Origin of the sequence: Kocuria rosea (assembly GCF_006094695.1) — a bacterium.
Taxonomy (GTDB): Bacteria; Actinomycetota; Actinomycetes; order Actinomycetales; family Micrococcaceae; genus Kocuria; species Kocuria rosea.
In genome coordinates, this window is sequence record NZ_CP035103.1 from 1,865,423 (window position 1) to 1,891,916 (window position 26,494).

The 26,494-nt window shown below is 69.4% G+C and carries 29 protein-coding genes; 19 read left to right on the top strand and 10 right to left on the bottom strand.

The window, feature by feature from the left end; genetic code table 11:
* Positions 1-40: 40 nt before the first annotated feature.
* The 6 genes from EQG70_RS08645 (at position 41) to EQG70_RS08670 (ending at position 5,864) form a co-directional block, all read left to right on the top strand.
* Positions 41-544 carry a Mu transposase C-terminal domain-containing protein gene (locus tag EQG70_RS08645; protein ID WP_244296691.1) on the top strand — a complete coding sequence of 168 codons (504 nt, stop codon included), beginning with the start codon at positions 41-43 and terminating at the stop codon, positions 542-544.
* Complete coding sequence (locus EQG70_RS08650; RefSeq protein ID WP_083529208.1) at positions 531-1,451, top strand: AAA family ATPase; 921 nt, start codon at positions 531-533, stop codon at positions 1,449-1,451. The genes EQG70_RS08645 and EQG70_RS08650 overlap by 14 nt, the downstream gene beginning before the upstream one ends.
* A gap of 225 nt (positions 1,452-1,676) precedes the next feature.
* Complete coding sequence (gene merA / locus EQG70_RS08655) at positions 1,677-3,122, top strand: mercury(II) reductase (protein WP_058857606.1); 1,446 nt, start codon at positions 1,677-1,679, stop codon at positions 3,120-3,122.
* A gap of 112 nt (positions 3,123-3,234) precedes the next feature.
* Positions 3,235-4,623: an FAD-dependent oxidoreductase gene (locus EQG70_RS08660; RefSeq protein ID WP_058857607.1), complete on the top strand. Its 1,389-nt coding sequence runs from the start codon at positions 3,235-3,237 to the stop codon at positions 4,621-4,623.
* A gap of 91 nt (positions 4,624-4,714) precedes the next feature.
* The gene (locus EQG70_RS08665; protein ID WP_083529209.1) at positions 4,715-5,104 is read left to right on the top strand and encodes a heavy metal-responsive transcriptional regulator; all 390 of its coding nucleotides are present in this window, start codon (positions 4,715-4,717) and stop codon (positions 5,102-5,104) included.
* Positions 5,105-5,273: 169 nt separating this feature from the next.
* Positions 5,274-5,864 carry a recombinase family protein gene (locus tag EQG70_RS08670; protein ID WP_109269456.1) on the top strand — a complete coding sequence of 197 codons (591 nt, stop codon included), beginning with the start codon at positions 5,274-5,276 and terminating at the stop codon, positions 5,862-5,864.
* Between the two features lie 59 nt (positions 5,865-5,923).
* On the opposite strand, the gene EQG70_RS08675 is transcribed toward EQG70_RS08670, so the two are convergent.
* Positions 5,924-6,760, bottom strand: a complete 837-nt coding sequence (locus EQG70_RS08675; protein ID WP_161976647.1) for a glycoside hydrolase family 26 protein — start codon at positions 6,758-6,760, stop codon at positions 5,924-5,926.
* 516 nt (positions 6,761-7,276) lie between these two features.
* Here EQG70_RS08675 and EQG70_RS08680 point away from each other — a divergent pair.
* From EQG70_RS08680 to EQG70_RS08685, 3 genes are all read left to right on the top strand, one after another.
* Positions 7,277-8,320 carry a glycosyltransferase family 2 protein gene (locus tag EQG70_RS08680; protein ID WP_167508874.1) on the top strand — a complete coding sequence of 348 codons (1,044 nt, stop codon included), beginning with the start codon at positions 7,277-7,279 and terminating at the stop codon, positions 8,318-8,320.
* 1 nt (position 8,321) lies between these two features.
* Positions 8,322-8,474 carry a hypothetical protein gene (locus EQG70_RS18130; protein WP_154676736.1) on the top strand — a complete coding sequence of 51 codons (153 nt, stop codon included), beginning with the start codon at positions 8,322-8,324 and terminating at the stop codon, positions 8,472-8,474.
* 283 nt (positions 8,475-8,757) lie between these two features.
* Positions 8,758-8,886, top strand: a complete 129-nt coding sequence (locus tag EQG70_RS08685) for a WhiB family transcriptional regulator (RefSeq protein WP_419095512.1) — start codon at positions 8,758-8,760, stop codon at positions 8,884-8,886.
* A 406-nt stretch (positions 8,887-9,292) separates the two neighbouring features.
* Here EQG70_RS08685 and istB read toward each other — a convergent pair whose 3' ends face one another.
* Both istB and istA read right to left on the bottom strand, forming a co-directional pair.
* Positions 9,293-10,078, bottom strand: coding sequence for an IS21-like element helper ATPase IstB (gene istB / locus EQG70_RS08690; protein WP_109269538.1), 786 nt, complete (start codon positions 10,076-10,078; stop codon positions 9,293-9,295).
* A complete protein-coding gene (gene istA, locus EQG70_RS08695) occupies positions 10,075-11,673 on the bottom strand; it encodes an IS21 family transposase (RefSeq protein WP_208746193.1) in 1,599 nt (532 codons plus the stop codon). Before istA ends, istB begins: the two co-directional genes overlap by 4 nt.
* Before the next feature lie 225 nt (positions 11,674-11,898).
* Between istA and EQG70_RS08700 the strand changes: the two genes are divergently transcribed.
* The 9 genes from EQG70_RS08700 (at position 11,899) to EQG70_RS08740 (ending at position 19,449) form a co-directional block, all read left to right on the top strand.
* Complete coding sequence (locus EQG70_RS08700; protein ID WP_109269348.1) at positions 11,899-12,225, top strand: 2Fe-2S iron-sulfur cluster-binding protein; 327 nt, start codon at positions 11,899-11,901, stop codon at positions 12,223-12,225.
* A 79-nt stretch (positions 12,226-12,304) separates the two neighbouring features.
* The gene (locus EQG70_RS08705) at positions 12,305-12,700 is read left to right on the top strand and encodes a cupin domain-containing protein (RefSeq protein ID WP_244296693.1); all 396 of its coding nucleotides are present in this window, start codon (positions 12,305-12,307) and stop codon (positions 12,698-12,700) included.
* Between the two features lie 181 nt (positions 12,701-12,881).
* Positions 12,882-14,090: a globin domain-containing protein gene (locus EQG70_RS08710; RefSeq protein WP_109269347.1), complete on the top strand. Its 1,209-nt coding sequence runs from the start codon at positions 12,882-12,884 to the stop codon at positions 14,088-14,090.
* 406 nt (positions 14,091-14,496) lie between these two features.
* A complete protein-coding gene (locus tag EQG70_RS08715; protein ID WP_244296694.1) occupies positions 14,497-15,204 on the top strand; it encodes a Crp/Fnr family transcriptional regulator in 708 nt (235 codons plus the stop codon).
* Positions 15,205-15,296: 92 nt separating this feature from the next.
* Positions 15,297-15,536: a heavy-metal-associated domain-containing protein gene (locus EQG70_RS08720; protein ID WP_109269345.1), complete on the top strand. Its 240-nt coding sequence runs from the start codon at positions 15,297-15,299 to the stop codon at positions 15,534-15,536.
* A 13-nt stretch (positions 15,537-15,549) separates the two neighbouring features.
* Positions 15,550-15,807, top strand: coding sequence for a cation transporter (locus EQG70_RS08725; protein WP_109269344.1), 258 nt, complete (start codon positions 15,550-15,552; stop codon positions 15,805-15,807).
* Between the two features lie 226 nt (positions 15,808-16,033).
* On the top strand, positions 16,034-17,959 hold the full coding sequence (locus EQG70_RS08730; protein ID WP_109269343.1) for a heavy metal translocating P-type ATPase: 1,926 nt from the start codon (positions 16,034-16,036) through the stop codon (positions 17,957-17,959).
* An 84-nt stretch (positions 17,960-18,043) separates the two neighbouring features.
* Complete coding sequence (locus EQG70_RS08735) at positions 18,044-18,472, top strand: cupin domain-containing protein (protein ID WP_109269342.1); 429 nt, start codon at positions 18,044-18,046, stop codon at positions 18,470-18,472.
* Positions 18,473-18,531: 59 nt separating this feature from the next.
* Positions 18,532-19,449, top strand: a complete 918-nt coding sequence (locus EQG70_RS08740) for an NADP-dependent oxidoreductase (protein ID WP_109269341.1) — start codon at positions 18,532-18,534, stop codon at positions 19,447-19,449.
* 21 nt (positions 19,450-19,470) lie between these two features.
* On the opposite strand, the gene EQG70_RS08745 is transcribed toward EQG70_RS08740, so the two are convergent.
* The 4 genes from EQG70_RS08745 to EQG70_RS08760 are packed head-to-tail and all read right to left on the bottom strand — an operon-like array spanning position 19,471 to position 23,727.
* On the bottom strand, positions 19,471-19,776 hold the full coding sequence (locus tag EQG70_RS08745) for a hypothetical protein (protein ID WP_109269340.1): 306 nt from the start codon (positions 19,774-19,776) through the stop codon (positions 19,471-19,473).
* A 17-nt stretch (positions 19,777-19,793) separates the two neighbouring features.
* Positions 19,794-20,645, bottom strand: a complete 852-nt coding sequence (locus tag EQG70_RS08750; protein WP_109269339.1) for a slipin family protein — start codon at positions 20,643-20,645, stop codon at positions 19,794-19,796.
* Complete coding sequence (locus EQG70_RS08755) at positions 20,645-21,313, bottom strand: hypothetical protein (protein ID WP_109269338.1); 669 nt, start codon at positions 21,311-21,313, stop codon at positions 20,645-20,647. The genes EQG70_RS08750 and EQG70_RS08755 overlap by 1 nt, the downstream gene beginning before the upstream one ends.
* Positions 21,310-23,727, bottom strand: coding sequence for a nitric-oxide reductase large subunit (locus EQG70_RS08760; protein WP_109269337.1), 2,418 nt, complete (start codon positions 23,725-23,727; stop codon positions 21,310-21,312). The genes EQG70_RS08755 and EQG70_RS08760 overlap by 4 nt, the downstream gene beginning before the upstream one ends.
* A 310-nt stretch (positions 23,728-24,037) precedes the next feature.
* On the opposite strand from EQG70_RS08760, the gene EQG70_RS08765 reads away from it, so the two are divergent.
* Complete coding sequence (locus EQG70_RS08765; RefSeq protein ID WP_109269336.1) at positions 24,038-24,316, top strand: DUF6457 domain-containing protein; 279 nt, start codon at positions 24,038-24,040, stop codon at positions 24,314-24,316.
* A 349-nt stretch (positions 24,317-24,665) separates the two neighbouring features.
* Here EQG70_RS08765 and EQG70_RS08770 read toward each other — a convergent pair whose 3' ends face one another.
* From EQG70_RS08770 to EQG70_RS08780, 3 genes are all read right to left on the bottom strand, one after another.
* Positions 24,666-24,875: a hypothetical protein gene (locus EQG70_RS08770; RefSeq protein WP_138976467.1), complete on the bottom strand. Its 210-nt coding sequence runs from the start codon at positions 24,873-24,875 to the stop codon at positions 24,666-24,668.
* Between the two features lie 379 nt (positions 24,876-25,254).
* Positions 25,255-26,064: a class I SAM-dependent methyltransferase gene (locus EQG70_RS08775; protein WP_208746267.1), complete on the bottom strand. Its 810-nt coding sequence runs from the start codon at positions 26,062-26,064 to the stop codon at positions 25,255-25,257.
* A gap of 16 nt (positions 26,065-26,080) precedes the next feature.
* Complete coding sequence (locus EQG70_RS08780) at positions 26,081-26,461, bottom strand: cupin domain-containing protein (protein WP_109269334.1); 381 nt, start codon at positions 26,459-26,461, stop codon at positions 26,081-26,083.
* Between the last annotated feature and the right edge of the window lie 33 nt (positions 26,462-26,494).

Here is a 26,494-nt window from a genome sequence, read left to right on the forward strand (position 1 = left end):
GCTGCCTTCCGGAAGTGGCGGGCGGGACTGCCACTGTCGGGTGCACTCCGAGACCGGCCAGGCCCCGGCCGCCCGCTGGATCGGGGCCGGGTGGATTCCCCGGGCCCCGGCCCGGGGCGAGGACCTCGACCTGTTGTTGCTCACCGCCGCGACCACCCGCATCGTCCAGCGCGACGGCATCCGCTTCCAGGGCACCCGCTACATCTCCCCGGTGCTGGCCGCCTATGTCTCTGAGACCGTGACCATCCGCTACGACCCCCGCGACGCCGGCGAGGTGCGCGTCTACCACCAGGACACCTACCTGTGTCGGGCGATCGCCCCCGAACTGGCCGCCGAGACGGTCACCCTCCAGCAGCTGCAGCAGGCCCGGGGCGCCCGGCGCGCCGCGCTCAAGCAGCAGCTGCGCGCCCGGCGCAGTCTCGCCGACGCCCTGCCCACCGACGACCGCTGGGCACCACCACCCGCCCCGGCGCTGGACCCAGCGGAGCACATGCCGGCGGATCGGGCGCCCCGACACCGGTTGCGGACCTATGCCACCGACTGAGCCCGACTCCACGCGGAGCTTGCTGGGCAAGGACGACGACGGCCGGCGGTTCCTCTCCGGCACGTTCGGAGAGATCAACGGGCTCACCTCACCCCCGTATCCGGGCGCACCGGCGTTCTTGCCCACGCGGGAGCACCGCCGCTTCACCGAGTTCGCCGACACCGTCCGCGCCCACCGCTACATCGGCGTTTGCTGGGGCCCACCCGGGGTCGGCAAGACGCTCTCGGCCCGGCACTACGCCGGGGCCCCGGAATGGGAGCAGTGGCAACGAGACCTGGGCGAGGACCGCGGGCCCGGCCCCATTCCCGAGCGGGTCCTGCAGGCCCGCACCGCGCTGTGGACCCCGACCGTCAACGCCAGCCCCCGCCAGGTCGACCAAGCCCTGCCGCGGTCCTGCCAGCAGATCTCCTACGCCATCGACTACCACCGCCACGGCCGGGTCGACCCGTTCGTGCACCCCGAATCGCGGTCCTCCGGGCTCACCGAGCTGCTCATCATCGACGAGGCCGACCGGCTCAAGACGACCGGACTGGAACAGGTTCGCGACTACTACGACCGCCACACCATCGGGATGATCCTCATCGGGATGCCCGGCATCGACAAGCGCCTGGGGCGCTACCCCCAGCTCTACAGCCGGGTCGGTTTCGCCCACGAATACCGCCAGCTCACCCCTGAAGAGCTCACCGCCGTCCTGGTCCGCCGCTGGCACACCGACGGACTGGCCGGTGACGACGAGTTCACCCAGACGGTCGCAGTCGCCACCATCGCCCGGATCACCGGCGGCAACTTCCGCCTCGTCGACCGCCTCCTCACCCAGATCAGACGCATCCTGGAGATCAATCACCTGGCCACCGTCACCCCCGAAGTCGTCGAAGCCGCCCGCGACGCACTCCTCATCGGTCACTGACCACACAGGCCGGCCACCGGCTCCTGAGATCCACCAGCCAGACAGTGGCCTTTGGCAGCGACTCCTCGAGAAGGCCGCCGGGTCTGCGGCGAATACGGTCGTGCACACGACGTTGCCGCGACGACGTCTTGACCTTCCTCTCTAGGGGAAGGTGCAGGCTGGGCGCAGAGCGCAGCACACAGAAGGCCACTCGGGGCCTTCATCACGGATTTACGGAGGCCGGCCATGCCTGAGACTGGAACGCACGAAGTGGACCTGGCGATCATCGGTTCCGGCGGTGGTGCTTTCGCCGCCGCGATCCGGGCCACCAATCTCGGCAAATCAGTGGTGATGGTCGAGCGTGCCATGGTCGGGGGTACCTGTGTGAACACCGGGTGCGTGCCGTCGAAGGCGCTGCTGGCCGCCGCCGAGGCCCGCCACATGGCGCTGGACGCCACAGGACGGTTCCCCGGCCTGAGCACGTCGGCCGCCGGAGTGGACATGCCCGGGCTGATCACCGGTAAGGACGCGCTGGTGGAGGGGATGCGCTCGGACAAGTACCTCGATCTGATCGCCGACTACGGCTGGGAACTGGCCACCGGCGAAGCCGTGTTCACCGGAACCGCCGAGGACCCGGCGCTGGAGGTCACCGGAGCCGACGGTACCCGTCAGCAGGTGCGGGCGGCCCATTATCTGGTGGCCACCGGCTCCACCCCGATCGTCCCGGACGTCGAGGGCTTGGCGGAGGTGGACTACCTGACGTCCACCACGGCCATGGACCTGGACGAGGTGCCGGAGTCGTTGCTGATCATCGGCGGCGGGTACGTGGGCATGGAGCAGGCTCAGCTCTTCGCCCGCCTGGGCTCGAAGGTCACCATGGTCGTGCGGTCCCGGCTGGCCTCCCATGAGGAACCGGAGGTCTCCCGCACCTTGATGGGCGTGTTCGCCGAGGAGGGCATCCGGGTGCTCCGCCGGGCCACCGTCTCCTCCGTGGCTCCCGACCGGGATACCGGGGAGGTGGTGGCCACCGTCACGGGCCCGGGCGGGCAGGAAACCCTGCGGGCGACCCGGCTCATGGTCGCGGTCGGGCGCCGTCCGGTCACCGAGAACCTGGACCTCGGCTCGGTCGGGGTGGACACCGGTGAGCACGGCGAGATCGTGGTCGACGCCCGGATGGCCACCTCCCACCCCAGGGTGTGGGCGGCCGGGGACGTGACCGGGCACCCCCAGTACGTCTACGTGGCCTCGGCCCACGGGGTCACCGCAGTGGAGAACGCCTTTCACCACACCGGCCAGGAGATCGACTACACCCACCTGCCGCGGGTCACTTTCACCACCCCGGCCATCGCGGCGGTGGGCATGACCGACCAGCAGGCCCGGCAGGCCGGTCTGGCCTGCGAATGCCGGGTGCTGCCCCTGGAGTACGTGCCGAGGGCGCTGGTCAACCGTGACACCCGCGGGTTCGTCAAGATCGTCGCCGAGGCAGAGACCGGACGCGTCGTGGGCATCACCGCGGTGGCCAAGGACGCCGGGGAGCTTGCCGCGGCGGGCGTCTACATGCTCTCCGCCTCGATGACGGTGGATCAGGTCGCCACCCTGTGGTGCCCGTATCTGACGATGGCCGAAGGACTCAAGATCGCCGCCCAGTCCTTCCGCACCGACGTCTCCAAACTCTCCTGCTGCGCCGCCTGAGGACCGGCCTCGAGCGGGCCGGCCCTCCACCCACGGGTGGAGCCAGAGGCCTTGAACATCGAGCACGGCCTCAGGCCCACGCTTCACGAGCCACTGCACGAAAGGGGTAGTCATGGTCCAGCGATTGGTCGTCATCGGCGGGGATGCCGCGGGGATGAGCGCGGCCTCCGCCGCCCGCCGCCAGCTACCCCGGGAGCAGTTGGAGATCGTGGCCTTCGAACGCGGTCACTACACCTCGTATTCGGCCTGCGGCATTCCCTACTTCATCGGCAAGGACGTCGCCGACACCACGGAGCTGATCGCCCGCACCCCGCAGCAGTTCCGCGACCACCACGCCATCGACGCCCGCACCGGCCATGAGGTCCTGGAGATCGACCTCCACCGCCGCGCCGTACTGGTCCGCGACCTGGCCGCCGGCCGGGAGAGGTGGGAGGGCTTCGACCAGCTCATGGTCGCCACCGGCGCCACCCCGGCACGCCCGCCCCTGCCCGGGATCGGGGCACACGGCATCCACGGGGTCCAGACCCTCGACGACGGCCTCGCCCTGCGCGCAGTGCTGGAGCAGGACCGGCCGGGCCGGGCGGTGGTCGTCGGGGCCGGCTACATCGGCCTGGAGCTGGCCGAGGCCCTGTGCGCCTGGGGCGTGGACATCACCGTGATCGGACGCCCCCCGGCCCCGCTGCCGGGCCTGGACCCCGACATGGGCGCGCTCATCGCCTCCGCGATGGAAGGCTTCGGGATGGAGGTGCGGATGGAGGAGACCGTCACCGGCTTCGACACCCACAACGGGCAGGTCACCGCCGTGGTCACCGACCAGGCCACCATCCCCACCGATCTGGTGATCCTGGGCCTGGGTGTGACCCCGAACACCGCCCTGGCCGCCCGCGCCGGGATCCCCCTGGGGGCGACGGGTGCGATCACGGTGGACCGCCGGCTGCGCACCGGCATCGAGGGGGTGTGGGCAGCCGGGGACTGCGTGGAGAAGTTCCACCGCGTCTCCCGCCGCCACGTGGCCCTCCCGCTGGGCACCCACGCCAACAAGGAAGGCCGCACCGCCGGAATCAACATCGGCGGCGGCTACGCCACCTTCCCCGGAGTGCTCGGCACCGCCGTGACCAAGATCTGCGACGTCGAAGTCGGACGCACCGGCCTCGGGGAACTCGAAGCGCAGGCAGCCGGGTTCGACCCCATCACCGCGGTGGTCGACTCCACCACCCGGGCCGGCTACTACCCCGGGGCCAAACCCATCCGCACCAAGCTCATCGCCGAACGCGGCACCGGACGACTGCTCGGCGCCCAGATCGTCGGGGAAGAAGGCGCGGCCAAACGCATCGACGTGCTCTCCGTGGCGCTGTGGCACGAGACCCCGGTGGAGGAGCTGCTCAACATCGACCTCTCCTACGCCCCACCCTTCTCCCCGGCGTGGGACCCGGTGCTCATCGCCGCCCGCAAGACCTGGCAGGCCGTCGAAACCGACCGCTCCCGCACCGAACCCGGATGACCACCGACCCCCTCCGGGTCAGGCAGAACTCTGCGCCGGAACCTTCCTCTACCGTGGAAGGCCACAAGACAGTCCAGGATCGAGGTACACCGTGCGGATCGGTGAAGCCGCCGCAGCGGCCGAGATGACCACCAAAGCCCTACGGTTCTACGAACAGCAAGGACTTCTCGCCCCGGTGCACCGCGGTCCCAACGGGTACCGCGACTACCCACCAGAGACCGTCGCCCGCCTGCAGTTCATCCGCCGCAGCAAACTCGCCGGACTCACCCTGACCGAGATCCGGAAGATCCTGCAGGTACGCGACGCCGGGCAGGCCCCCTGCGCCCACGTAGCCGCCCAGCTGGACCAGCAACTCACCGACCTCGACCAGCAAATCGCTGAACTCACCGCTCTAAGGGCCTCCGTGGCCGAGCACTACCAGGCCGCCTCCCAAGGCGACCCCACCCAGTGCGATGCCACCCAGATCTGCAGCTACATCTGAGGCCACAGGAGTACCACAGCCGCCAATTACCTCTGCCAGAACACCGCCATTTACCGTCGACAGTCACACCCGCGAGTTTCCGCGGTTCGGCTTGTCTCGCATCCTTGTGCTTTATCCATGCCGCTAAAATCGGATACTCAACGTCAGTTGCGAGACAGATGAGGTGGACATGGGGAAGCTGATCGGGTACGCGAGAGTATCGACACGGCAGCAGGACGCAGACCGTCAAGTGTCTGACCTCCTGAACGCGGGCGTGCGGCGCGATGACGTGTATGTCGACAGCGGAGTGTCTGGAGGGCGTGCATCGCGTCCGAAGTTCGACAAGGCGGTGGCTGCGCTCGAGGAGGGCGACACGCTGGTCATCACTACGCTGGACCGTCTGGGGCGGTCCACGCAGAACATGTTGGCCTTCGCTGAGGCACTCCGGGGTAGAGGTGCCGGGTTGCGGGTGCTCAACCTGGGCGGGGGAGACGTGGACACCGCCACCCCGATGGGTTCAATGGTGTTCACCGTCATGGCTGCTCTGGCGCAGATGGAGTTGGAGATCAAACGGGAGCGGATCACCGACTCTGAGGCCAAGCGCCGGGCTGCCGGCAAGGACCTCGGCGGGCGGCGCCAGACCTTCACCGACTCCCAGATCCGCAATGCCCTGCGCCTGATCGAGTCCGGGGAGCCGGCGACCCAGGTGGCACGCGACCTGGGGATGTCCAGGGCCACCCTGTACCGGCGGATCCGCGAATTCCCACAGCCAGCGGTCTAAGACAACCGCGGCCTGTCGTCACGGGGTGAGCTCCCTCGTGCCGCCGACATCGTGGTGGGCTACAGCTGTGCCACCGCGTTGTGGTAGGCCGTTTGGGATCTTGGTGAGGAGTTGATGCGCCAGTCGAGTTCCTTGTCCAGGTGGAACCAGATGATGGCTTGGACATCGCCTTGTTGTTCGAAATACGTAAAGGCCTCGGTGATCCAGGCGGCTTTGGCTTCACCATCGTCGGGGTCTTCTGCCGATGCTGTCTCGGTGATGATGATCGGCAGGTCGGTGCCGAGGGATCGCAGCTGCTGGATCCCTTCCTGAAACAGGTTGGTCGGTTGAATCCAGCCGGTGGGGCCGGCTTGGCCCCAGTTGTAACCGTCAAGGCCGAGCAGATCCACGGTTTCAGGGTCTGGGAAGTAGTCCGTGAGCGTCCCGGACGCTTCGGTTGTGAGCCCGTCGGGGACGTTGGGGGCCCAGCACCAGCGCACATTGTCGGCGTCGGCAGTGTCGAAGATGCCGCGGACGTGGTGCCAGGCCTGCACGTAGTGCTCCGCGGTGTTTCCCTGCACACCGGTGCCCCAGGGGTACCAGTCACCGTTCATCTCATGGGCGAAACGCAGCACGACATCGCGCCCCCATCGCCCCAGTTCCTGGGCCCAGGTGCGGATGTGGTCGTCGTGGTCTCCTGCAGCGATCCGGACCAGGCTGAACTGTGCTTGCTCCACCCCGATGGAGGGCGATTCCTCTAAGGAGGGCGCGTGCCACGGCTCCCAGGTCAGAACGGGCACCGCCCCCTGGGCCAGAGCCGCATCAAGGCTCTGCAGCGGTGGGCGCTCCAGGGCCCAGTCGCAGAACAGAAGAATCCATTGTGCCGGGGATCCGACCATGGCGTTGTAGGTGCTCACGCCCGCCCGATCCTCTGGGCCTGCGGGCAGGCACACCCCGTGCTCCAGGGGGCGGGTGCGCACAGGGGGAGGAAAGGGTCGTGGCGCCGGGGAATTACTGCATCCGGTGAGTATGAGCGCCCCCATTCCGAGCAGCATCACCCGGCGGGTCGGCCGGCGGACGTGTTCGTGGCTCGGAAGCAACGAGGACGGCACACCATGCGCCAGGCGAGGGGTCATCATGGTCCGCCAAGTCTAGCCAGCGCCAAGGGGGTCTTACCTACTGAACCCTGCCGGTCTGCCGTTCTTATTGATGGTGACGAGTCCACCAATGACATATCAAGTAATACTTGTCGGTAACAGACCAGTTAACCTTACTGTTGAGTAGTTCAGGAGCGGGGACTCCGACGAGCCGTGCCGAAGTGGGGACTTCGCGCGAAGACGTCGCCCTCGTTCACACCGTGGGGGTGGTGCTGATAGATCCAGATGGCCTCCGCATGTTCATGGCTGGGGGGCCGAATGAAAATCGTTGCGCTGGTGCCTGCCTACAACGAGTCCGCGAGCATCGGGTCCACGATCCAAGCCGTCCTTGACCAGGAGCGGCCCGCGGATCAGGTGGTGGTGATTCCCAACGGGTGCACCGATGACACGGCCGAGGTGGCACGACGCTATCCGGTGACCGTCATGGAGCTGCCGCAGCTGGAGCACCGGAAGTCCGAGGCGCTCAACCGTGCTTGGGACCGGTACGCCCAGGACGCCGACATGGTCGTGTGCATCGACGCCGACACCTGGCTGCCGCCGCACGCTTTCGCGAACTGGGCGCAGGAGTTCACCGACGCGCCCCACTTGGGCGGGTCCTCGTCGAAGTTCACCATGCAAGCACCTGATCTGCTGTCGAGGCTGCAGAAGGCTGAGTTCGCGACGTGGACCGACACCAGCCTGCGGCGCGGCACCACCCACGTGCTTGCCGGCACCGGCTGCGCGATCAGCGGTGCGGCCCTGGCCGCGGTGGCCGCCCGTGAGGACCGGGAGGGGCCCTGGTGCTACACCAGCGCCACCGAGGACTTCGAGCTGACCTACCGTCTGCGGGAGCTGGGCTACTTCTGCCAGGTGTCCCCGACCGTGCGCGCGTACACGGACAGCATGAAGGACCTGAAGTCCCTGTGGAACCAGCGGCTGAAGTGGCAGGTGGGCACCATCGAGGACCTGCTGAGCTTCGGGGTCAACCGGCTCACCCTCCGGGACTGGGCCCAGCAGGCGATGGGGCTCATGAACGCGGCACTGAAGCTGCTGTGGATCGTGGTGCTGGTCGGGTTCGCGGCGATCGGGGACCTGCAGTTCATCTTGTTCTGGTGGCTGCTACCAGTGCTGTTCGTTGCCCTGGACCTTAAGCGGGCGATGCGAATACCGCACCGGGACAAAAAGGACCTGCTCCTCGCAGCCACCTTCTTCCCAAATGAGGCCTTCATGTGGATGCGGGCCGGCTGGTTCGTCCGGTCCTGGTTCGACGTGCTGACCTCGAAAATCACCAACAAGAAGACTGACCGATGGGCCGCGCAGTACGCGGCAGAAGGAGTATGAGATGTACGGAGCACAAGAAAGCACCGCCGGCGGAATGGTGCTCGTGGCCGCAGGCCTGACGACCGGCGCCTGGGTGCTGGCCATCGTCGGACTGGCTCTGGCGGGTATCGCACTGACAGCGCTGATCCGCAAGCCCGGCCCGCACCGCCCGTAACACCTCGCCCAGGCCAGGAGCAGAACACCCCAAGGGGCGCTTACCGAACGGAAGCGCCCCTTACTGCTGCCATGATCAACTGCGCTGACCCACCCACTGATTGAATTTTCCATCCTCGTGGGCCCACAGCAGCTCGAGCCTCCGTTCAAGCGGGTCAAGCCCCCGGGAGTCGTTGTTGCTTAACATATGGCCAGATAGCGGTCGACCTGCGACAAGGTGCCCACCACACAGATCCAGTTGGTGCGGTCGACGCAGAATATGAGGTTGACCCCCTTCGGTGGGGGTGATCGACACCTGCCTGACCTGGGCATTCCAGACCCGCCAGGACGCCGGCGTGTGGGGTGGCCGGTCCGAGGGGGAGCGGCGCTCCCTCAGCCGCTCGGCTGCGCGCGCTCGTCGCCGGGTGGCGTGAGCTGCCCGGGGAGGGCGTAGATCGCCCGCGGAGCCCCTGGATGTCAGGGTGCGTCGATCGGCCGCCGCGGCCCAGATGTCTGGGCAGCCCCGAAGCACACTGAGGCATTCCAGGGCGGCCGCAGGATGGAAGTCCTTCGGCGGCGTGAGCGAGGGATCGGTCGGAAGCCGATCCTGAATCATCGACGCAGGCCGTGCCGGGCAACTCTTGAGCCGGGGACCATGCGCTTTCGCCACAGTTACTTCGTAGTTTCACCCGCCGATCCGTCCCCGTTGCGACCGCACGACGGGGCGGCGGAATTTCCAACTGTCAACGGTCAGCGGGACTTCCCGGTAGGCGGTCAGGTGATCTCCCCGTCTGCGGACAGCTGATCTCCCTGTCCGCGGTCAGTTGACCTCCCTGCCGGTCAGTTCAGTGGGACCACCCCGCGTCCGGCGGTGGCCTCGGTGAGCCGCAGCGAGGTGCCCTCGGTGATGATCACGTGGGCGTGGTGCAGGAGCCGGTCCACGGCGGCGGTGGCCAGGGTCTTGGGCATGATCGTGTCGAACCCGGCCGGGTGGATGTTCGAGGTCACCGCGAGGCTGCGGCGTTCATAAGTCGCATCGACGAGGCGGTAGAAGGCCTCGGCGGCGGCCTGGCCCGAGGGCAGCATCCCGATGTCGTCCACGACGATGAGCTCGGCCCGGGTGATCCGGGCGATGGTCTTGCCGATCGAGCCGTCCGCCCCGGCGCGGCCGATCGCGGCGGTCAGCGACTCGAGGGTGAACCAGGAGACCCGCATCCCGGCGTCGATGACCTGATGGGCCAGGGCCTCGACGAAATGGGTCTTGCCCGTGCCCGAAGGCCCCGAGATCGCGAGGTTCTCCGCCCGCCCCACCCACTCCAGGGTGGCCAGGGCCGACTGGGTCGGGACCGGGATCGAGGAATCGGCTTCGCGCCAGGAGGCGAAGGTCTTCCCGGCGGGCAGTCCGGCGGCTTTGCGGCGTGCGGCCCGAGTGGCCTCATCACGCCCGCGGGCCTCTTCGGCCAGCAGCACCCGCAGGACCTCGGTGGGGTCCCACCGTTGGGAACGGGCGGTGGCCAACACCTCGGGGGCGGCCGCGCGCAGATAGGGCATCCGCATCCGCTTGAGCACCGCGGCGAGGTCTTCGGGCAGCGGCGGTGCTGCCGGGGCGGTGGTGGCCGTGTTCATCGAGCGGTCTCCTCGGTTGTGGTGGTTGTGCTGGTTGTCGTGGTGGCGCCGAAGGTGGCCCAGGCGGCGGTGCCGGGCTGGGCGGAGTGGGTCTCGTCGGCGGCCACGAGTCCGGCGGCGGTGGCCCCGGTGGCCTGGTGATCGCAGATCGCGGTCAGATCCCCTTCGCTGAAGCGCCCGGCGGCCGCGGCGATCCCGAGGGCGGCGTCCACGGGCCCGGCCCCGATGAGGGCGGCGAGCTCAACCGCGGCGGCCATCTTCGCCCGGATCCGGGTAGCCCCGGCCGCGGAGGCCTCGATCAGCCAGGTGTGCGCCCCGGCGCCCAGGGCCAGGAAGTCCTTCTCCGCCGCGCTGCGGGCTCGTGGCCGGGGCGGGCGTGGGGCACCAGTGGGGTCTTGGGGGTGGTCGGGGTAGTGGGCCAGGTCGATCCGCGGATTGCCCGGGGTCGAGAGGCGGTGGCGGGCGACCTCGGTGAGCCCGGCACGCCCGGCCGCCCACCCCGGGGCCACCGGAAGGGTGTCGAGGTCGGCGACGACCACCAGCTCCTCGGCTGCGACCCGCACCCACACCTCGGCCCCGACCAGGCCCGGTGGGGTGGAGTAGCGCACCGAGCCGAACCGGATGGTCTGGTCGGTGCCCACCGTGCGGGTCACCCCCAGGGCGGTGGTGTGCGGGGCGGCCGGCAGCACGTGCAACCGTCGTTGTTCCTCGGCCAAAGCGTGCTCCGGGATCTTGGCCGTCTCCCGGTGGGTGCGCCCGTTGACCTTGGCGCAGAACGCCGCGCAGGCGGCCTCGAGTGCGGCGAAGGAGCCGTAAGCTGCGCGCAGGTTCGCCTCGGTGGGCACCAGATCGGCCTTGGCGATGCGCACCGTGGACTCCGACCCGCCCTTGGACTCGGGGTCATACGGCACGCAGGTGTGCACCTGCGTGCCGTAGTGCCGGCCGGCTTCCACGATCTGCGGGTGGCGCACCGCAACCCCGGCCACGTGATCGACGGTCACGGTTCTCGGGTTGTCGGTGAGCACATAGGTCGGCACCCCGCCGATGAGGGCCAGAGTCGCATCCAGGCACCCGATCAGCGTCGGGAGGGTCTGGTCCCATACAGGGATCACCACCCGGAACCGTGACCACGCCAGCCAGGCGCAGAACAGCCACGTGCGCCGCGGCACCCCGTCCGCGCCGGGCACCTTCGGGCCTTCGCCCCAGTCGAACTGCAGCCACAGACCCGGCTCGGTGATCCAGGGCCGGTAGGTGCGCCGGTGCCCGGCCCGCCATACCGCCTTCACCTGCGCCACGGCCCGGCGGGTGGTGCGCTCGGTCCCCGGGAACCCCACCGCGACCAGGCGGGCGTGGACGACGTCGGCGCGGACTGTGCCCTGGCTGCGCTCGACCCACTCCTCGATCTTCGGCAGGTAGGCGTCGATCATCCGAGGACGACGGCCCGGGCCGGTCACCGGCCGGCCCGCGTCCCGGGCGGCGGCGTAACGGCGGACCGTCTTCGGATCCACCCCGGCCAGGGCCGCGGCCGAGTGCGCGGAGCCGGTGGCGTCATATGCTTCGAGAATTTCCATGATCTCCCTGTCAGACTTCTTCATGCGTCCCTCCGGCGGGTGATGGCTCAAGGTGGTCAGAGACCTCGAGCGAACCCCCGGAGGGACGTCTGCATGGGGACCGACACGAGCCTGGCCCCGGGGCTGAGAACAGGGAGATCAGCTGTCCGTCAGCAGGGAGGTACGTGTCCGCCTACAGGGAGATTGGCATGTCCGCTAGCATCCAACATCGACACCAGGGGCGCACCACGCCCCGAGGAGGCCATCGAAGTGAGCAGCATCCACATCACCGTGATCGACCGCGAGGCCACCCGCACCGAGGGGGTGGAGTGGAAGAACTACGAGAGCCTCATGGAGGCCCTCACCCGGCACAAGTACCCGATCCTCGCCACGTGCGGCGGCAATGCCTCCTGCTCCACCTGCCACTCCTACCTTGACCCGGTCACCTTCGAGAAGACCGGCAGGATCAATGAGGACGAGGCGGGCATCCTGGACATGCTCGACGACACCCGCCACGGCACCTCCCGACTGACCTGCCAGGTCGAGTGGGCCGAGGACCTCGACGGCGCCGAGGTCACCATCGCCCCCGAGTGGTGACCCACCGGACCCAGGGCTCGACCTTGATACCGCTGGCCCGTGCGTGTTGTCTGAGCAGATGAGGACAGCTGCGCAGAAAATGTCACTGACCGCACTGACCGCACTGACCGCACTGACCGCACTGACCGCACTGACCGCACTGACCGCACTGACCGCACTGGCCGCACTGGCCCCGTCCTGGCTGGAGACTGTTCGCCGCGCCTCGAGTGGACGCAGTGCACACACCCTGTTCGGAGGCCATGAGCACGTGATGCGCCAGACCGTCATCGCCCTGCGCGTCGGGTCCGTGATGCACGAGCACAACAACCCCGGTGAACTCGCCGTGCACGTCCTCCACGGGCGGGTGCTGTTGATGGCCACGGAGACCGAATGGAACGGGTCACCGGGAGACCTGCTCAGCGCCCCGCAGTCCCGTCAGGGGCTGGAAGCAGTAGAGGATTCAGTAGCGTTGCTGACGGTCGCCAAATATCCCTGAAGGAACGCTCCGCACGCAGAGAAATCCCACCCAACGGGTGCCGGTACCTCTTCTGGGCATGTCTGGACTCCTCCGGAACTCGGTGGTCGTAGGGTTTCGTGCCTGGTCAGAGGCCGGTGCTAGCGTGACCAGAGGATAGACAGAGCGTAAGCAACGCAACAGGTCTCATGAAGGAGCCACCGTGCTGTCAGACACCTCGTACCCGATCGTCAAGGCCACGCTGCCCGTGGTTGGGGAGAACATCCAGGAGATCGCCCGGCGCTTCTACGCGCACATGTTCGGCGAGCACCCCGAGCTGATGGACGGGCTGTTCAACCGCGGCAACCAGGCCGACGGCCGCCAGCAGCAGGCGCTGGCCGGTTCCGTCGCCGCCTACGCCGGCTACCTGGTGAACACCCCGACCGAGCTCCCGGACCACCTGCTGTCGCGCATCTCGCACAAGCATGTCTCCCTGGGACTGCGCCCGGACCAGTACCAGATCGTGCACGACCACCTCATGTGGGCCATCGTGGACGTCCTGGGCGAGGCCGTGACCCCGGAGGTCGCGGCGGCTTGGGACGAGGTGTACTGGCTGATGGCCAATGCGCTGATCAACCAGGAGCGCGGCCTCTACGAGGCGGTCCGGCTCTCCCCCGAGACCGTCTGGCGGACCTGGCGGGTGGTCGAGAAGATCCCGGAGACCGCCGACGTCGTCACCGTCGTCGTGGAGCGCGTCGACGAGCGCGACGTGAAGCGGTCCCTGCCGGGGCAGTACGTGACGCTGAAGATGGAGATGCCCGACGGGGTGCACCAGCCGCGCCAGTACAGCCTCACGAAGGCCGACGACGGCCACCACCGGCGCTTCGCGGTCAAGCGGGTGGCCGGCAACGGCACCCCAGCCGGGGAGATGTCGAACCTGCTCCACGACCGCGTACAGGTCGGCGACGAGCTCACCCTCTCGGTGCCCTCCGGGGACGTGGTCCTGGAATACACCGACCGGCCGGTAGTGTTCGCCAGCGCCGGCATCGGCGTCACCCCCATGGCGGGGATGCTCTCCCACCTGGTGAAGGACGGCTCCCAGCGCACGGTGCGGTTCTTCCACGCGGACACCTCCCCCGAGACCTTCGCGCTGCGCGGACAGATCGAGGAGGACCTCGGCGCCCTGCAGGACGGGGCCCTGACCGCGTGGTTCGAGCAGCCCTCGGACACCGGGCCCAGCGGCGAGAACGAGCTGGCGGGGTTCATGGACGTCAGCGCCGTGGACCTTCCCCACGACGCGCAGTACTACCTGTGCGGTCCTCTGCCGTTCATGCAGGCGGTGCGCAGCTCGCTCATCGCCCGGGGTGTGCCGGCCAAGGACATCCAGTACGAGGTGTTCGGCCCGGACCTGTGGCTGGCGGACTTCCAGTAGCAGCGCACGGGCTGCGGGGCGGGCACCCGACACGGGTCCCGACCACAGATCGCGCCCAGCCCCGCAGGAGGAGCTCACCCCACCTGCAACTGGTGGTAGTGGGCCCAGGCCGGTGGGCAGGTTGTTGTCGGTCCGTTCGGGGGACTCCTCTCATACCGAGTGCCGTGGGCGTACGGTGGAATCCGAACGACGCGCCCCGGCGACCGGGTGATCGTCCCGTCTCTGGTGCCGTCGCGCCCACCTGACCAGAAGGGGAAGACTCATGAGCCCCGCCCCGCGCAGCGTGGAGTCGCCGGAAACGCAGGCGAGGTCGGTTGACCGGGCCGCTGTCCCGGCGTCTGCGCGGCGTCGGATCCCGTTGCGGCCCACGTGCGCGCAGCCCCACGCCTGCCCGGCGCCGGTGCGGATGCGGGTGCTCTCGCGCACCCCGATGTTCGCCGGGCTGGGCGAGGACCAGCTGGCCGACGTCGACCGGAGGATGACCTCGCTGTCCTGGGCGGAGGGCGACCCGGTCTACACCGAGGGGGAGCCCGCCGAGCACCTCTACCTCGTGGCCGCTGGCCGCGCCAAGGCCTACCGGACGGCCCCGAACGGCCAGGAGGTCGTGGTCGAGCTGCTGGGGCCGGGCGACCTCTTCGGCGGGCTGCGCACCCTGGGCCGCCCCGCCTACGACGAGAGCGTGGAGGCGATGACCACCGTGTGCGCCCTGCGCATCGGCGACGACGCGTTCCGCCGGGTCCTCGTCGAGCACCCGGAGGTGGGGCTGCGGGTGCTCGACGACGCCGCGGCCCTGCTCGCCCAGGCCCGCGCGGACGTCACGCGGCAGTCCACGGCCACCGTGGCCGAGCGGCTGGCGACGGTCCTGCTGCGGCTGACCGGGAAGTTCGGGCAACCAGGCCGCGACGGCGACACCCTCATCGAGCTGCCGCTGTCCCGGGCGGACCTCGCCGGGATGACCGGGTCCACCCCCGAGTCCGTCTCCCGGGTGATGAGCCGCTGGCGCCAGGAGGGCATCCTCGACACCGGTCGTCGCTGGACCGCCGTCCGCGACCCCCGCCGGCTGGCGGAGATCGCCGCCGCGGGGACCTGGCCCGGACGCCCTGCGGTTGATTGACGATCGTCATGGTCCGGGCACCCGCCCCTTTCGTAGGTTGGAAGCACACCCGACGAGGTGCGGACTCCACGAGAGGGAGAGGAACCACCACCATGACCACCACTACAGCCACCGCCACCCACACCGTCCTGCGCGCCGAGGGCTTCGCCTGCCCCTCCTGCGTGGCCAAGATCGAGAAGCGCGTCGGGCGGCTGAAGGGCGTCTCCGCGGTGAAGGTCCACTTCGCCTCGGCCCGCATCGAGGTCGACCACGACCCCGCCCTCGCGAGCGTCGACGACATCGTCGCCGCCGTGGCCAAGGCCGGCTACACCGCCCGCCCCGCGGCCTTCTGACTGGGAGGACCTGATGAGTGCCACCGTGCCGGTGGTAGCGCGCATCTCATTGCGCATCGCTGAGGTGTACTGCCCCTCGTGCGCCGTCGACATCGAAACCCACCTACGCCGTTTGGATGGGGTCCACCGAGTCCAGGTGGACCTCGCCGGGCAACGGATGGAGGTCGACTACGTCCCCGCTCTTCTGGACGTCGAAGACGTGATCGTCACCATCGGAGGGGCCGGGGCCCATGTTCGTCTGACCGAGGACTACACCCCATCCGCTACTTGAACACCCACCGCTGAACACACACCTGATCCGCCGCGGCCCCTGGAAAGGAGCCGCGGCGGTTCTCTGCGCCCCGAGCCGCCGGCCTGCATCTGGATCTCGTGGAAAGACGGGGGAGCGGTTTCGCGGACGATTGACCGCCGTCATGTTCCCGCCCGCGGGCTGTGCGTAGCGTCGCGGACGAGCCCCTCATCCGGGGCGGGAACGGTTCCAGGAAAGGACGGACACCATGAACAGGGTGCAGAGCTGGATCTACGGCAGGTGGGCGATCCCCGCAGTGTCGGGGGTGCTGATCCTCGCCTCGTTCGCCGCCTCCGAGGTCGCCGGCTCGCAGCCGTGGGCGGACGTGCTCATGCTCGCCGCCGCTGTGGTCGCCGGCTACGGCATCGTGGTCAAGGCCGTGCGGGCGTTGGCCGCCCGCACGATCGGGATCGACCTGCTCGTCTCGGTTGCCGCGATCGGGGCGATCATCATCGGCAACTACTGGGAGGCCGCCGCGGTGACCTTCCTCTTCGCCGTGGGCCACGCCCTCGAGTCCGCCACCCTGAACAGGACGCGTTCGGCGCTGGCCGAGCTGGTGGCTGTCGCCCCGGACACCGCCGTGGTGGTCCGGGACGGTGAGCAGGTCGAGGTCCCGGCCGCGGACGTGGCCATGGGAGAGATCGTGCTGGTCAAGAACGGGGCCAAGGTCCCGGTCGACGGCCACGTCGTGGCCGGCACCGGTGCCGTGGACGAGGCCTCCATCACCGGCGAGTCCATCCCGGTGGAGAAGACCAAGAGTGACCAGGTCTTCGCCGGCACCGTCTCCCGCGGCGGGTTCCTGCAGGTGCTGGCCACCGGCATCGGCGCGGACACCACCCTGGCCCGCATCGTCCACCGGGTCGAGGAGGCCCAGGACGCCAAGGCGCGCACACAGGCCTTCATCGACCGATTCTCCGCCTGGTACACCCCGGCGATCATGGCCCTGGCACTGGTGGCCGGGCTGGCCGCCCAGGACGTGGTGCTCGCCCTCACCCTGCTGGTCATCGGCTGCCCCGGTGCCCTGGTCATCTCCATCCCGGTCGCGATCGTGGCCGGCATCGGCCGGGCCGCCAAGAACGGCATCCTGATCAAGGGCGGGGAGTTCCTGGAGACCTCTGCGAAGATCACCGCCGTGGCGGTGGACAAGACCGGCACGCTCACCGAGGGCCGCCCGCAGCTGACCGACGTCGTGGTCCTGGACCCCGCCCTGGACCGCGCCGACGTGCTGCGCTGGGCCGCGGCCGCCGAGGCCGGCTCCGAGCACCCGCTGGCCCGTCCGATCCTCGAGGCCGCCGCGGCCGAGGGAGTGGGCGCCTCCGGGATCCCCGAGGGGATCGACCCGGTTCCGGGCAAGGGCATCGTCGCCACCACCACCGGCGGTGTGCGGGTGCTGATCGGCAACGCCGCGCTGCTGGAGCAGTACGGCATCACCGATCCCGAGGCCGTGCGCACCGCAGAGGAGGTGGCCGCGGCCGGGCGGACCCCGATGATCGTGGCCGTCGACGACGCCGTGGCCGGGGTCATCGCCGTGGCCGACCAGGTCCGCTCCGACGCCGCCGAGATGGTCGCCCGGCTGCACGAGGCCGGGGTGGCCAAGGTCGTCATGCTCACCGGCGACGCCGCGCTCGTGGCCGAGGCCATCGGGAGGGCCACCGGCGTCGACGAGATCCGTGCCGGGCTGCTGCCCGAGGACAAGCTCGACGCCGTGGCGGCGCTGCAGCGGGAGGGCCACGTCGTGGCCATGGTCGGCGACGGCGTCAACGACGCCCCCGCCCTGGCGACCGCGGACATCGGGGTGGCCATGGGCGCGGCCGGCTCGGCCGTGGCCGTGGAGACCGCCGACATCGCCCTGATGGGCGACAACCTGCTGAAGCTGCCCGAGGCGATCGGCCTGGCCAAGCGCACCGTGGGCGTCATGCACCAGAACATCACCGTCGCCCTGATCACGGTGGTGCTGCTGCTGGCCGGGGTCTTCGCCGGCGGGGTCACGATGTCGATCGGGATGCTCGTCCACGAGGCCTCCGTGCTGATCGTGATCCTCAACGCCATGCGCCTGCTGCGCCGCACCACGGACGCCACCCCCACCGCGACGACTACACCGGCCGTCCAGGAGACCGCGAAGGTCGCCTCCTGACCCGTCCCTCGTGCGGGGCGCCCCGGCCCGGGGCGCCCCGCACGGCAGGAACCACCCGTCCACCACCTCCGAGAGGAACCCACCATGGCCACCACCGAGCACTTCGCCGTCGAGGGCAACATCGAGCACTTCACGATCGCCGACATCGCCCGGAACAGTCCCGACTTCCGCAGGGTGCTGTGGACCGGGAAGCACTCCCAGATCGTGATCATGACCGTCCCCGCCGGCGGGGAGATCGGCGAGGAGGTGCACGAGCACACCGACCAGATCCTCACCTTCGTCGCCGGCACCGGAGAGGCCGACCTGAACGGGCACACCCACCCGATCGAGGCCGGTGACCAGTGCGCCGTCCCGGCCGGCGCCCGGCACAACTTCCGCAACACCGGGGAGGAGCCGCTGGTGCTCTACACCGTCTACAGCCCTCCCGAGCACGCCGCCGAGGCCGCCTACGCCACCAAGGACGAGGCGGACGCCGCCGAAGCCGCCGGTCAGGACGAGCCCCCGACCGCCTGAGCCCGGCCCCACCCGACCAGAGACCACCCACAGCAGCGCAGAGAGAGACGACGGAAATCATGCCCAGGACGTTCGTGTTCACCGACTTCGGCGGCCCCGAGACCCAGGAGCTCATCGACCGGCCCGCCTCGCAGCCCGGCCCCGGGGAACTGGCCGTGGCGGTGCGCGCGGCCGGGGTCAACCCCGTCGACTGGAAGATCCGCTCCGGAGCCCTCGGCCAGGACCGGCAGCTGCCGGCCCCCATGGGCCGGGAGATCTCCGGTGCCGTGACCGCTCTCGGCGAGGACGTGGACGGTTTCGCGGTCGGCGACGAGATCCTCGCACCCGTCGCCCCCGGCCACGGCGGCTTCGCCGAGCACACCCTCGTGCGGGCCGCCGACGCGGTCGCCAAGCCCGAGGGGATCTCCTTCGCGGACGCCGCCACCATCCCCGTGGCCGCGGCCACGGCCTACGACGCCACCCACCAGATCAAGCTCGAGCCCGGCCAGAGGCTGCTGATCCTCGGCGCCGGCGGCGGGGTGGGGCTGATGGCCGCCCAGATCGGCAAGGTCCACCAGTTCACCGTCATCGGCGTCGCCGGCCGGACCAAGCGCCAGATCGTCGAGTCCACCGGGGCGACCTTCGTCCCCTCCGGGAACGGCGTGGCCGACCGCGTCCGCGAGCTCGCCCCCGACGGCGTGGACCTCCTCGTCGACCTCGTGGGCGGTGAGGCGCTGCGCGAGGTCGCAGGCCTGGTCGCCGACCCGACCAGGATCATCTCGGCCGCCGACCCTGCCACGGCCACCGAGCTCGGCGGCACCGCCCTGCAACGCACCGCGGACGCGGTGCAGAAGATCACCGAGGTCATCGAGTACGGCCTCGTCGACCCCCACGTCACCGCCTGCTACCCCCTGGCAGAAGCAGGGCGGGCGATCGCCGAGGTCGAGGCCGGCCACGCCACCGGCAAGATCGTGATCGAGCCCGCCCCCGTCTGCTGATCCTGGGCACGCCCCTCGTGCTCAGGCCTGGTCGGCCCGGGTCCAGCGCAGCAGACCGAGGATCGCGAGGATCCCGCCGAGGCCCCCGACGACCATGCCGCCCAGCAGCCACACCGCCAGGGGGTCGGGGCCGCCGGACGTGCCGGCCACCCCGGTCATGCTGCCGCCGAGGAAGCCGAAGAGCGGTGCGAGCACCATGACCACGCCGCCGAGGACGGCGGCCCTGATGCCGCGGGCACGGTTCGTCGCCGCAGCGTCCCGGGACCGGTGCCCGGACGCGGCCGCCTCGACGCCACTGGAGGATTCTGGAGTCTGCTGGGAAGCCATGGCACGCCTCTTTCCGCTCATCCGGTCTCGTCCGTCCCCCGGGCGTCCCCGGCGGACGCAGCGGGGGTTCGGGCCGTGCCGGCGCCGTTGCTGTTCGCGCGGACGCTGTCCACGAGGTGGGGCAGCTTGTCGATGAACGGCCCGATGATGTCGATGGGCAGGGGGAAGACCACGGTGGAGTTCTGGTCGGCGCCCAGCTCCAGGAGGGTCTGCAGGTAGCGCAGCTGCAAGGACGCCGGGTTGCGGCTGAGGGTCTCGGCGGCCTGGCGCAGTTCTTCGGAGGCCTGCAGCTCGCCGCGGGCGTTGATCACCTTGGCGCGGCGTTCGCGTTCGGCCTCCGCCTCCCGGGCCATGGCCCGCTGCATGGCCTCCGGGATCTCCACGTCCTTGATCTCCACGACGTTGACCTGCACCCCCCACGGCGTGGTCTGGGCGTCGATGGTCCGGGCGAGGTCCTCGTTGAGATCCGCCCGGTGGGCCAGCAGGGTGTCCAGGTCGGCCCGTCCCACCACGGACCGCAGCGTGGTCTGGGCGATCTGGGACGTGGCCACGGCGTGGTTCTCCACCGCCATGACCGAGCGCACCGGATCGGTGACCTGGAACAGGACGACGGCGTTGACCCGGGCGGGCACGTTGTCCTTGGTGATCACCTCCTGCGGAGGGATGGTCAGCGTCACCACCCGCAGGTCCACCCGCACCAGCTTGTCCACGCCGGGGACCAGCAGACGCAGGCCGGGACCCAGCACCGGGCGCAAGCGGCCCAGCCGGAACGCGACGCCGCGCTCGTACTCCTTGAGCACCCGCACCGAGGCCGCCAGCACGCCCAGCACGAGCAGGACGACGACGCCTGTCACCAGCCATGCGCTCATCAGTTCCTCCTCCTCGACCGTGGTGGGGCCGGTGGCTGCTCGTCGGGCGGCTCGGGGTGCCGCCGATCGCTGCGGTACCGGATCGGCGGGGCAACGGTGGCCCGCCCGGCGACGGTTTCGTCCAGCGTCTCGACCTTCACGGCCAGGGGGAAACCTGCCGGGGACCGGCGCAGGTGGGACCACAGCGGCCAGCTGCCCAGCGCCACCAGGACCACAGCGCCTCCCAGGACCACCAGCTCGGCCGGCGCGCGGCGCTCCACCATCATGGCCAGCGGCCAGACGACCGCGAGGACCGCCACGGCGCAGGCGATGCCCCGGTGGAAGCGCTCGGCCTCCGATGCCGGCCACGGGTCCACGTTGCGCCCGATCTGCCGGCCCTGCTGCGAGGTGGTGCAGGTGGACTTCACCGGACAGGCGTTGCACACCGTGGGAGAGGCCCGGTAGCGCATCACCCGGTTGTCCGGGTCGAAGGACTGCGGCCACAGCCACTGGTCCTGCGGGCACTGCCAGGCGTCGTGGTCGGCGTGGTAGACGAATCCGCCGTCGTGCCACCGTGCGGTCCGGGCGGCGGTGCCGCGGGCCATCCGGTCCACGCCGAAGGCCGCGGCCAGCAGGAAGACCGCGTACCCCGCCGCCAGCCACACGGTAATGTCGATGCCGGTCGTCATGGTGCTCCTCCCGCTCGTCCCGGGTCCTCCGGGGGCCGGTCGTCCCCGCGGCGGTCGGACCGGTAGCGGGACGCGGGCGGCGAGCCGTCCACCGGAGCGGGCCCGGCGGCCGCGTCCACCGGCTGCTCCTCCACGAACAGCGCCTCGACGGGGACCACCTGCGTGGTGGCCCGGATCCCGTGCCGCACGCCCGTCCAGGTGATCCACAGGAACGGCAGCACCCCGCCGACGATGAAGACGATGTCCCCGGGCAGGCGCAACCACTCCAGGACGGCGTTGCCCGGGTTGGTGAGGTACTGCAGGGACCGGGCCTCGAAGTAGCCGTCGTTGACGGAGTGCCACAGCTGCACCACCCCCAGCGGCAGCAGGGTCGCGAAGGTCATCCACGCCAGGCCCAGGTTGAGCGACCAGAACGAGAGCTTGGCCAGCCGGTCCGGCCACCGGTCGGGCGGGATCATGTAGCGCAGGGCGAACAGCGCAAGTCCCACGGCCATCATGCCGTAGACGCCCATCATCGCCCCGTGGGCGTGATTGGCGGTCAGGGCCGTGCCGATCTGGTAGTAGGAGATCACCGGCAGGTTGATGAGGAAGCCGAAGACGCCGGCGCCGAGGAAGTTCCAGAACCCCACGGCGACGAGGAACATCACCGCCCAGCGGTGCGGGAAGGGCGCCGAGGACCGGGACTCCTGCCGGGAGCCCAGTTGCAGGAAGGTCCACGCCTCGATGGTCAGGAACGTGAGCGGGATGACCTCCAGCGCGGAGAAGAACGCGCCGAGGGCCATGTGCTCCACCGGGGTGCCGGAGAAGTACAGGTGGTGCATGGTGCCCAGCACCCCACCGACGGAGTACAGGATGACGTCGAGGAAGATGATGGCGATGGCGATCGGGCGCCGCACCACGCCCAGCATGACGAAGATGTAGGCGACCATGACGGTGGTGAACAGCTCGAGGAAGTCCTCCACCCACAGGTGCACCACCCAGAACCGCCAGTAGTCGGCGACGGTCAGGTGCGTCTCGGTGCCGGCGAGCATGCCGACGGCGTAGAAGGCCGGGATGGCGAGTCCGGCGAAGAAGAACAGCCACGGCATGTTGGTCCGGTGCTCGGTCTTGAGACGGGCGCGGATGCCGCGGTAGATGATGGCGATCCACAGGAACAGCCCCACCACGAGCATGCCCTGCCAGACTCTGGGCAGGTCCAGGTACTCCCACTGCTGGTCCCAGAACGGTGAGCCCTCGGCCCACTCGACGCCGAAAACGCTCAGGGCCGAGCCGACGATCGTGCCGGCCACCACGACGGCCAGGGCACCGAGCAGACCGTAGGCCAGCCAGTGCTGGCGTTTCGGCTCGCGGCCGGAGACGTAGGGGGTCAGGAAGATGCCCGCGGCCAGGAACGAGGCGGCGGTCCACAGCAGAGACAGCTGCACGTGCCAGGTGCGGGCCAGGTTGAACGGCAGCAGTTGGGCGAGGTCGAAGCCGAAGAAGCTGGTCAGGTCCGACCGGTAGTGCTGGATCGCGCCTCCCAGCAGCGCCTGGGCAAGGAACATGAGGGCGACGACGAAGAAGAACCACACCGTGGCCCGCTGCGCGGGGGTGACCGCGACCTCCCCGGGCTGCTTGAACGCCAGCGTGGGGGCCTCGGAGCCGTGCCAGCCCAGCTTCTGGCTCCACCGGCCGTAGACGGCGAACAGCACACCCAGACCCACGAGCAGGGCCGTCAGGGACAGCCCGCTCCACACCAGGATGTCCGCGGTGGGCCCGTTGTCGACCAGCGGTTCGGGCGGCCAGTTGTTGGTGTAGGAGTAGTCGTGGCCGGGCCGCTCGGCGGCGGCCGCCCATCCGGTCCAGGCGAAGAAGGCGGTCAGGTCGTGGATGTCTTCCCTGTCGGTGATCGCGTTCGGGACCAGTCCGTGGCGGGTGTCGGGGGCGCCGAAGAAGTCGCCGTAGTGGCCTTTCAGCTCGTCGAAGGCCGCCACCTGCAGGCCGGTGAGCTCCAGGGTGCCGGTGGCCTCGTCGTAGCGGTTGGCCCGGAACATCTGCGTCAGCTCGCCCTGCGGGTCCTGGACCCCGGACGCCTCAAGCTCCTCGAGGACGAAGGTGGCGGACCGGCGCAGATAGTCGGCGGTGTAGTCGGGGCCCAGATACCCGCCGTGGCCGACGATCGAACCGTACTCCTGCAGGCCGCGGCGCAGGAAAATCTGCTGGCCCTCCGTGATGTCCTCATCGGTGAAGACGACCCGGCCCGCGCTGTCCACGACCCGGTCCGGCTGGGGCATCGCATCGGTGTAGGTCCGGAAGGCGAGGAACCCCATGACGAAGAAGCCGAAGATCATCACCAGGGCCACGCCCTGGACCCAGCCCTTGGCCACCGGCGAGTCGGCCGGACCCCGCACACTCGACGACGTCCGCTCAGCCATGACGACCCCTTTGACTCGAAGCAAAAACCTCAGGAATTCATGTGCGAACTCTGTGCTGACGTCCAGTTCAGGCAGTTAGGCGGCACGATACTCCAGCCGCAGCGGAGGTGAACATGATTAAGATCATGTTTCCCATGATTGTGGGCACGTGGGTTGAGGTGACCGGTCCACCAGAGACCGGACCGCCCCGCGGATCGCGGGGCGTCCCGCAAGCGAAGGCATGGCACCAGATGTAAGAGAGCATGATGTTGTTGATACGGTGACCTGACCTGTCGGTGCATCAGTCCCGGATCCTGTGATGGCAAAAGAAATGACTCCCGACGAGCGACGGTTGCTCTCAGGGTGGGTCGAGCAGTTGAGGGCCGAGTTCGGCCTGGAGGGGCTGGAGGCTCCCCTTGAAGAACTGCTGGCTCTGGCCGGGGCCGTTTCCGCCGCAGTGGCCCGCCCCGCGGTGCCGGTGACGGCCTATGTCGCCGGTTACCTCGCAGCTATCCGTGCCCAGGACATTGAGGGGCACGGCGTTGGACAAGCGGTGCGCGACGTTGCCGGCGCCGTCCCGGCACCGGCGGCCGGCCCCCGGAAGAACTGAGGGCGGCCCGGGGCGACCTGGCCGGTGCGCCATGCTCAGCGCAGCCGAACCTGCACCTGCGACCACCCACCCAGGGGTCGTCGTCCTGACGGATGTTCCTTATGGCGGCAAACGGTTATTGAGGCGTTGGTAGCGCTCTGCCGCGGGTATGTGGGCTGCACGAGTGTGGAGCACCAGTGCGTGCTGTTGTGCTGAGCCGTCGCACGGCACGAGCTCTGCGGGCACGGTCGACAGCGATGTATTCCTGTCGAGGTTTCTCGCTCAAGGCGTTGATCCTCCAGGCGATGGTGTCGATTTCTCTGTTCCCCATCGGCGGGAGCACGAGGTCGCAGACTTGAGGTCGACGACGTCAGTGGTTGCTGGTTTCCTGTTCCTGTTGGGCGGGCGGTGTGCTCTCGAGGTCGTTGGTGGCGATGTCGAGGGAGAGGAGGCCGATGCTGATGACCGCCACGAGCGAGGCGAGGAAGCCGAGCACGCCGAGGATCAACCCCGGGGAGGAGCCTTGGCCGGCATTGATGGTGACGGTGCGGTCGGGGTCATAGGACTTGTGCTGTTCCATGGTTGCCATTGTGTGCGACCGGCGGCGAACCGTCACGGGACCAGCGGTTCATGGCAGATTCGTCGAGTAATTGGCGTGGGCAGAAGGCCTGACGACGAGGCGATTCGGGTGGTCCCCCTGAAAAGTAGCATGAGAGCCCGAGCGGTACAGAACCTTCACCTCTGAGGAGCCCAGCGCCCGGGACGTCGGCTCCGATGCGCGACACACGCACCACCGCTCCGGAGCCCTGGCCGTCGTCCACGGGTTCCGGTGATGCTTCACGGAAGAGCCTGTGCCGATGGTCCGGTGGACCTGAGTGCCTCAGTCAGCCGTAGACAGTTCATCGAGGCGCAGCGGGACCAGCTTGGCCGTTCGTGATCACCTTCTCGCTGCCGGTGGATCAGGGCTTGTAGCCCACCAGTCCTATGGCACCGATGTGCTCTCCCAGTGCCCGGAAGGTTCTCCGCAGGGTCAGTATCCGCGCCCTGATCGCCCGGTCCCGCACGATCCTGCCGGCGATCGCCAGCGTCCTGAGTATGCCTTCGTCCTGTAGGACCTGTCCGGGGCGCAGCAGTCCCATGGGCACCAGGGTCTGATGCTCGATGACGAACCCTGCATCCTCCACCAGTCGCCGCCAATCGGCGGTGGTCAGGGGCCGGGCACCCACGTGGAGCGCCTCGCTCAGCTGCTGACGCACGGCATCCTGCTCGGACCCCGGTGCCTGGTCCGGGAGCAGGGCAAGCTCGTGCAATCCAAAGCGTCCCCCCGGTTCAAGGACCCGGAAGGCCTCGGCGACGATCCGGCGTTTGGCCGGCTCCGGCAGCATCGACAGGTAGGCCTCGCCGAGAACCACGGTGGCGCTGCCGTCGTCGAGCCCCGTGGCCTGGGCATCGGCCGTGCGGCAGATGTAGGCGGGGTTCGCGAAGAGATCCTGGACGACTGCCGCCGCCCGAGGGTCCCGCTCGACCCCGGTGTATCCGGCGGGCCGGCGGTCCAGGATCAAGCGGGTGGTTCCGCCCACGCCCGGGGCGAACTCGACGACACGGTCCTGACCGGTGATGTGTAGGCGGTCGAGCAGTCCCAGCGTGAGTCGTCGACCGCCGGGGCGAAGCACTCGTTTGCCGATCCGCGCGAGCAGCCAGTGGGCAGGCACCCTGGCTGGGTCGACGTGCTCCCCGGGCAGCGGCGGGCGGGTTCTGGTGGTCATCATGGTTTCGCGCCCCGGCTCAGGCTTGGCGGGGTTCGGGCCACTGGCGGATCCCCGTGACGAAGTCCGCGGGACCGGCCGAGACGATGAGCTCGGCGGGTTCGTCCCCGGGATTGCTCAGTGAGACCTCCTCGTCCTTGCGCACCAGTGCTGAGGAGCCGACCCCGACGTCGACGGAGGCCGTGCCGTCGGAGATCGTCACCCGCCCGGCCACGGGGGTGAGGATGACGTCCGACCCGCCGTGCCGGTGCGCCGGCATGCCTGATCCGGTCGGAACGCTCACCCGGACGAGGCCGATGTCGGGCCCGTCCTCCTCGCCGCCGAAGAGGATGGTGACGGTGGGCGTGTTCTCTCCCGGGGGCCGGCGGTGCGGGGCGTTCTCTGCGGTGCGCAGTTCCATGGCGTTCTTCCCTCGTGTCGGGGCAGGACTTCA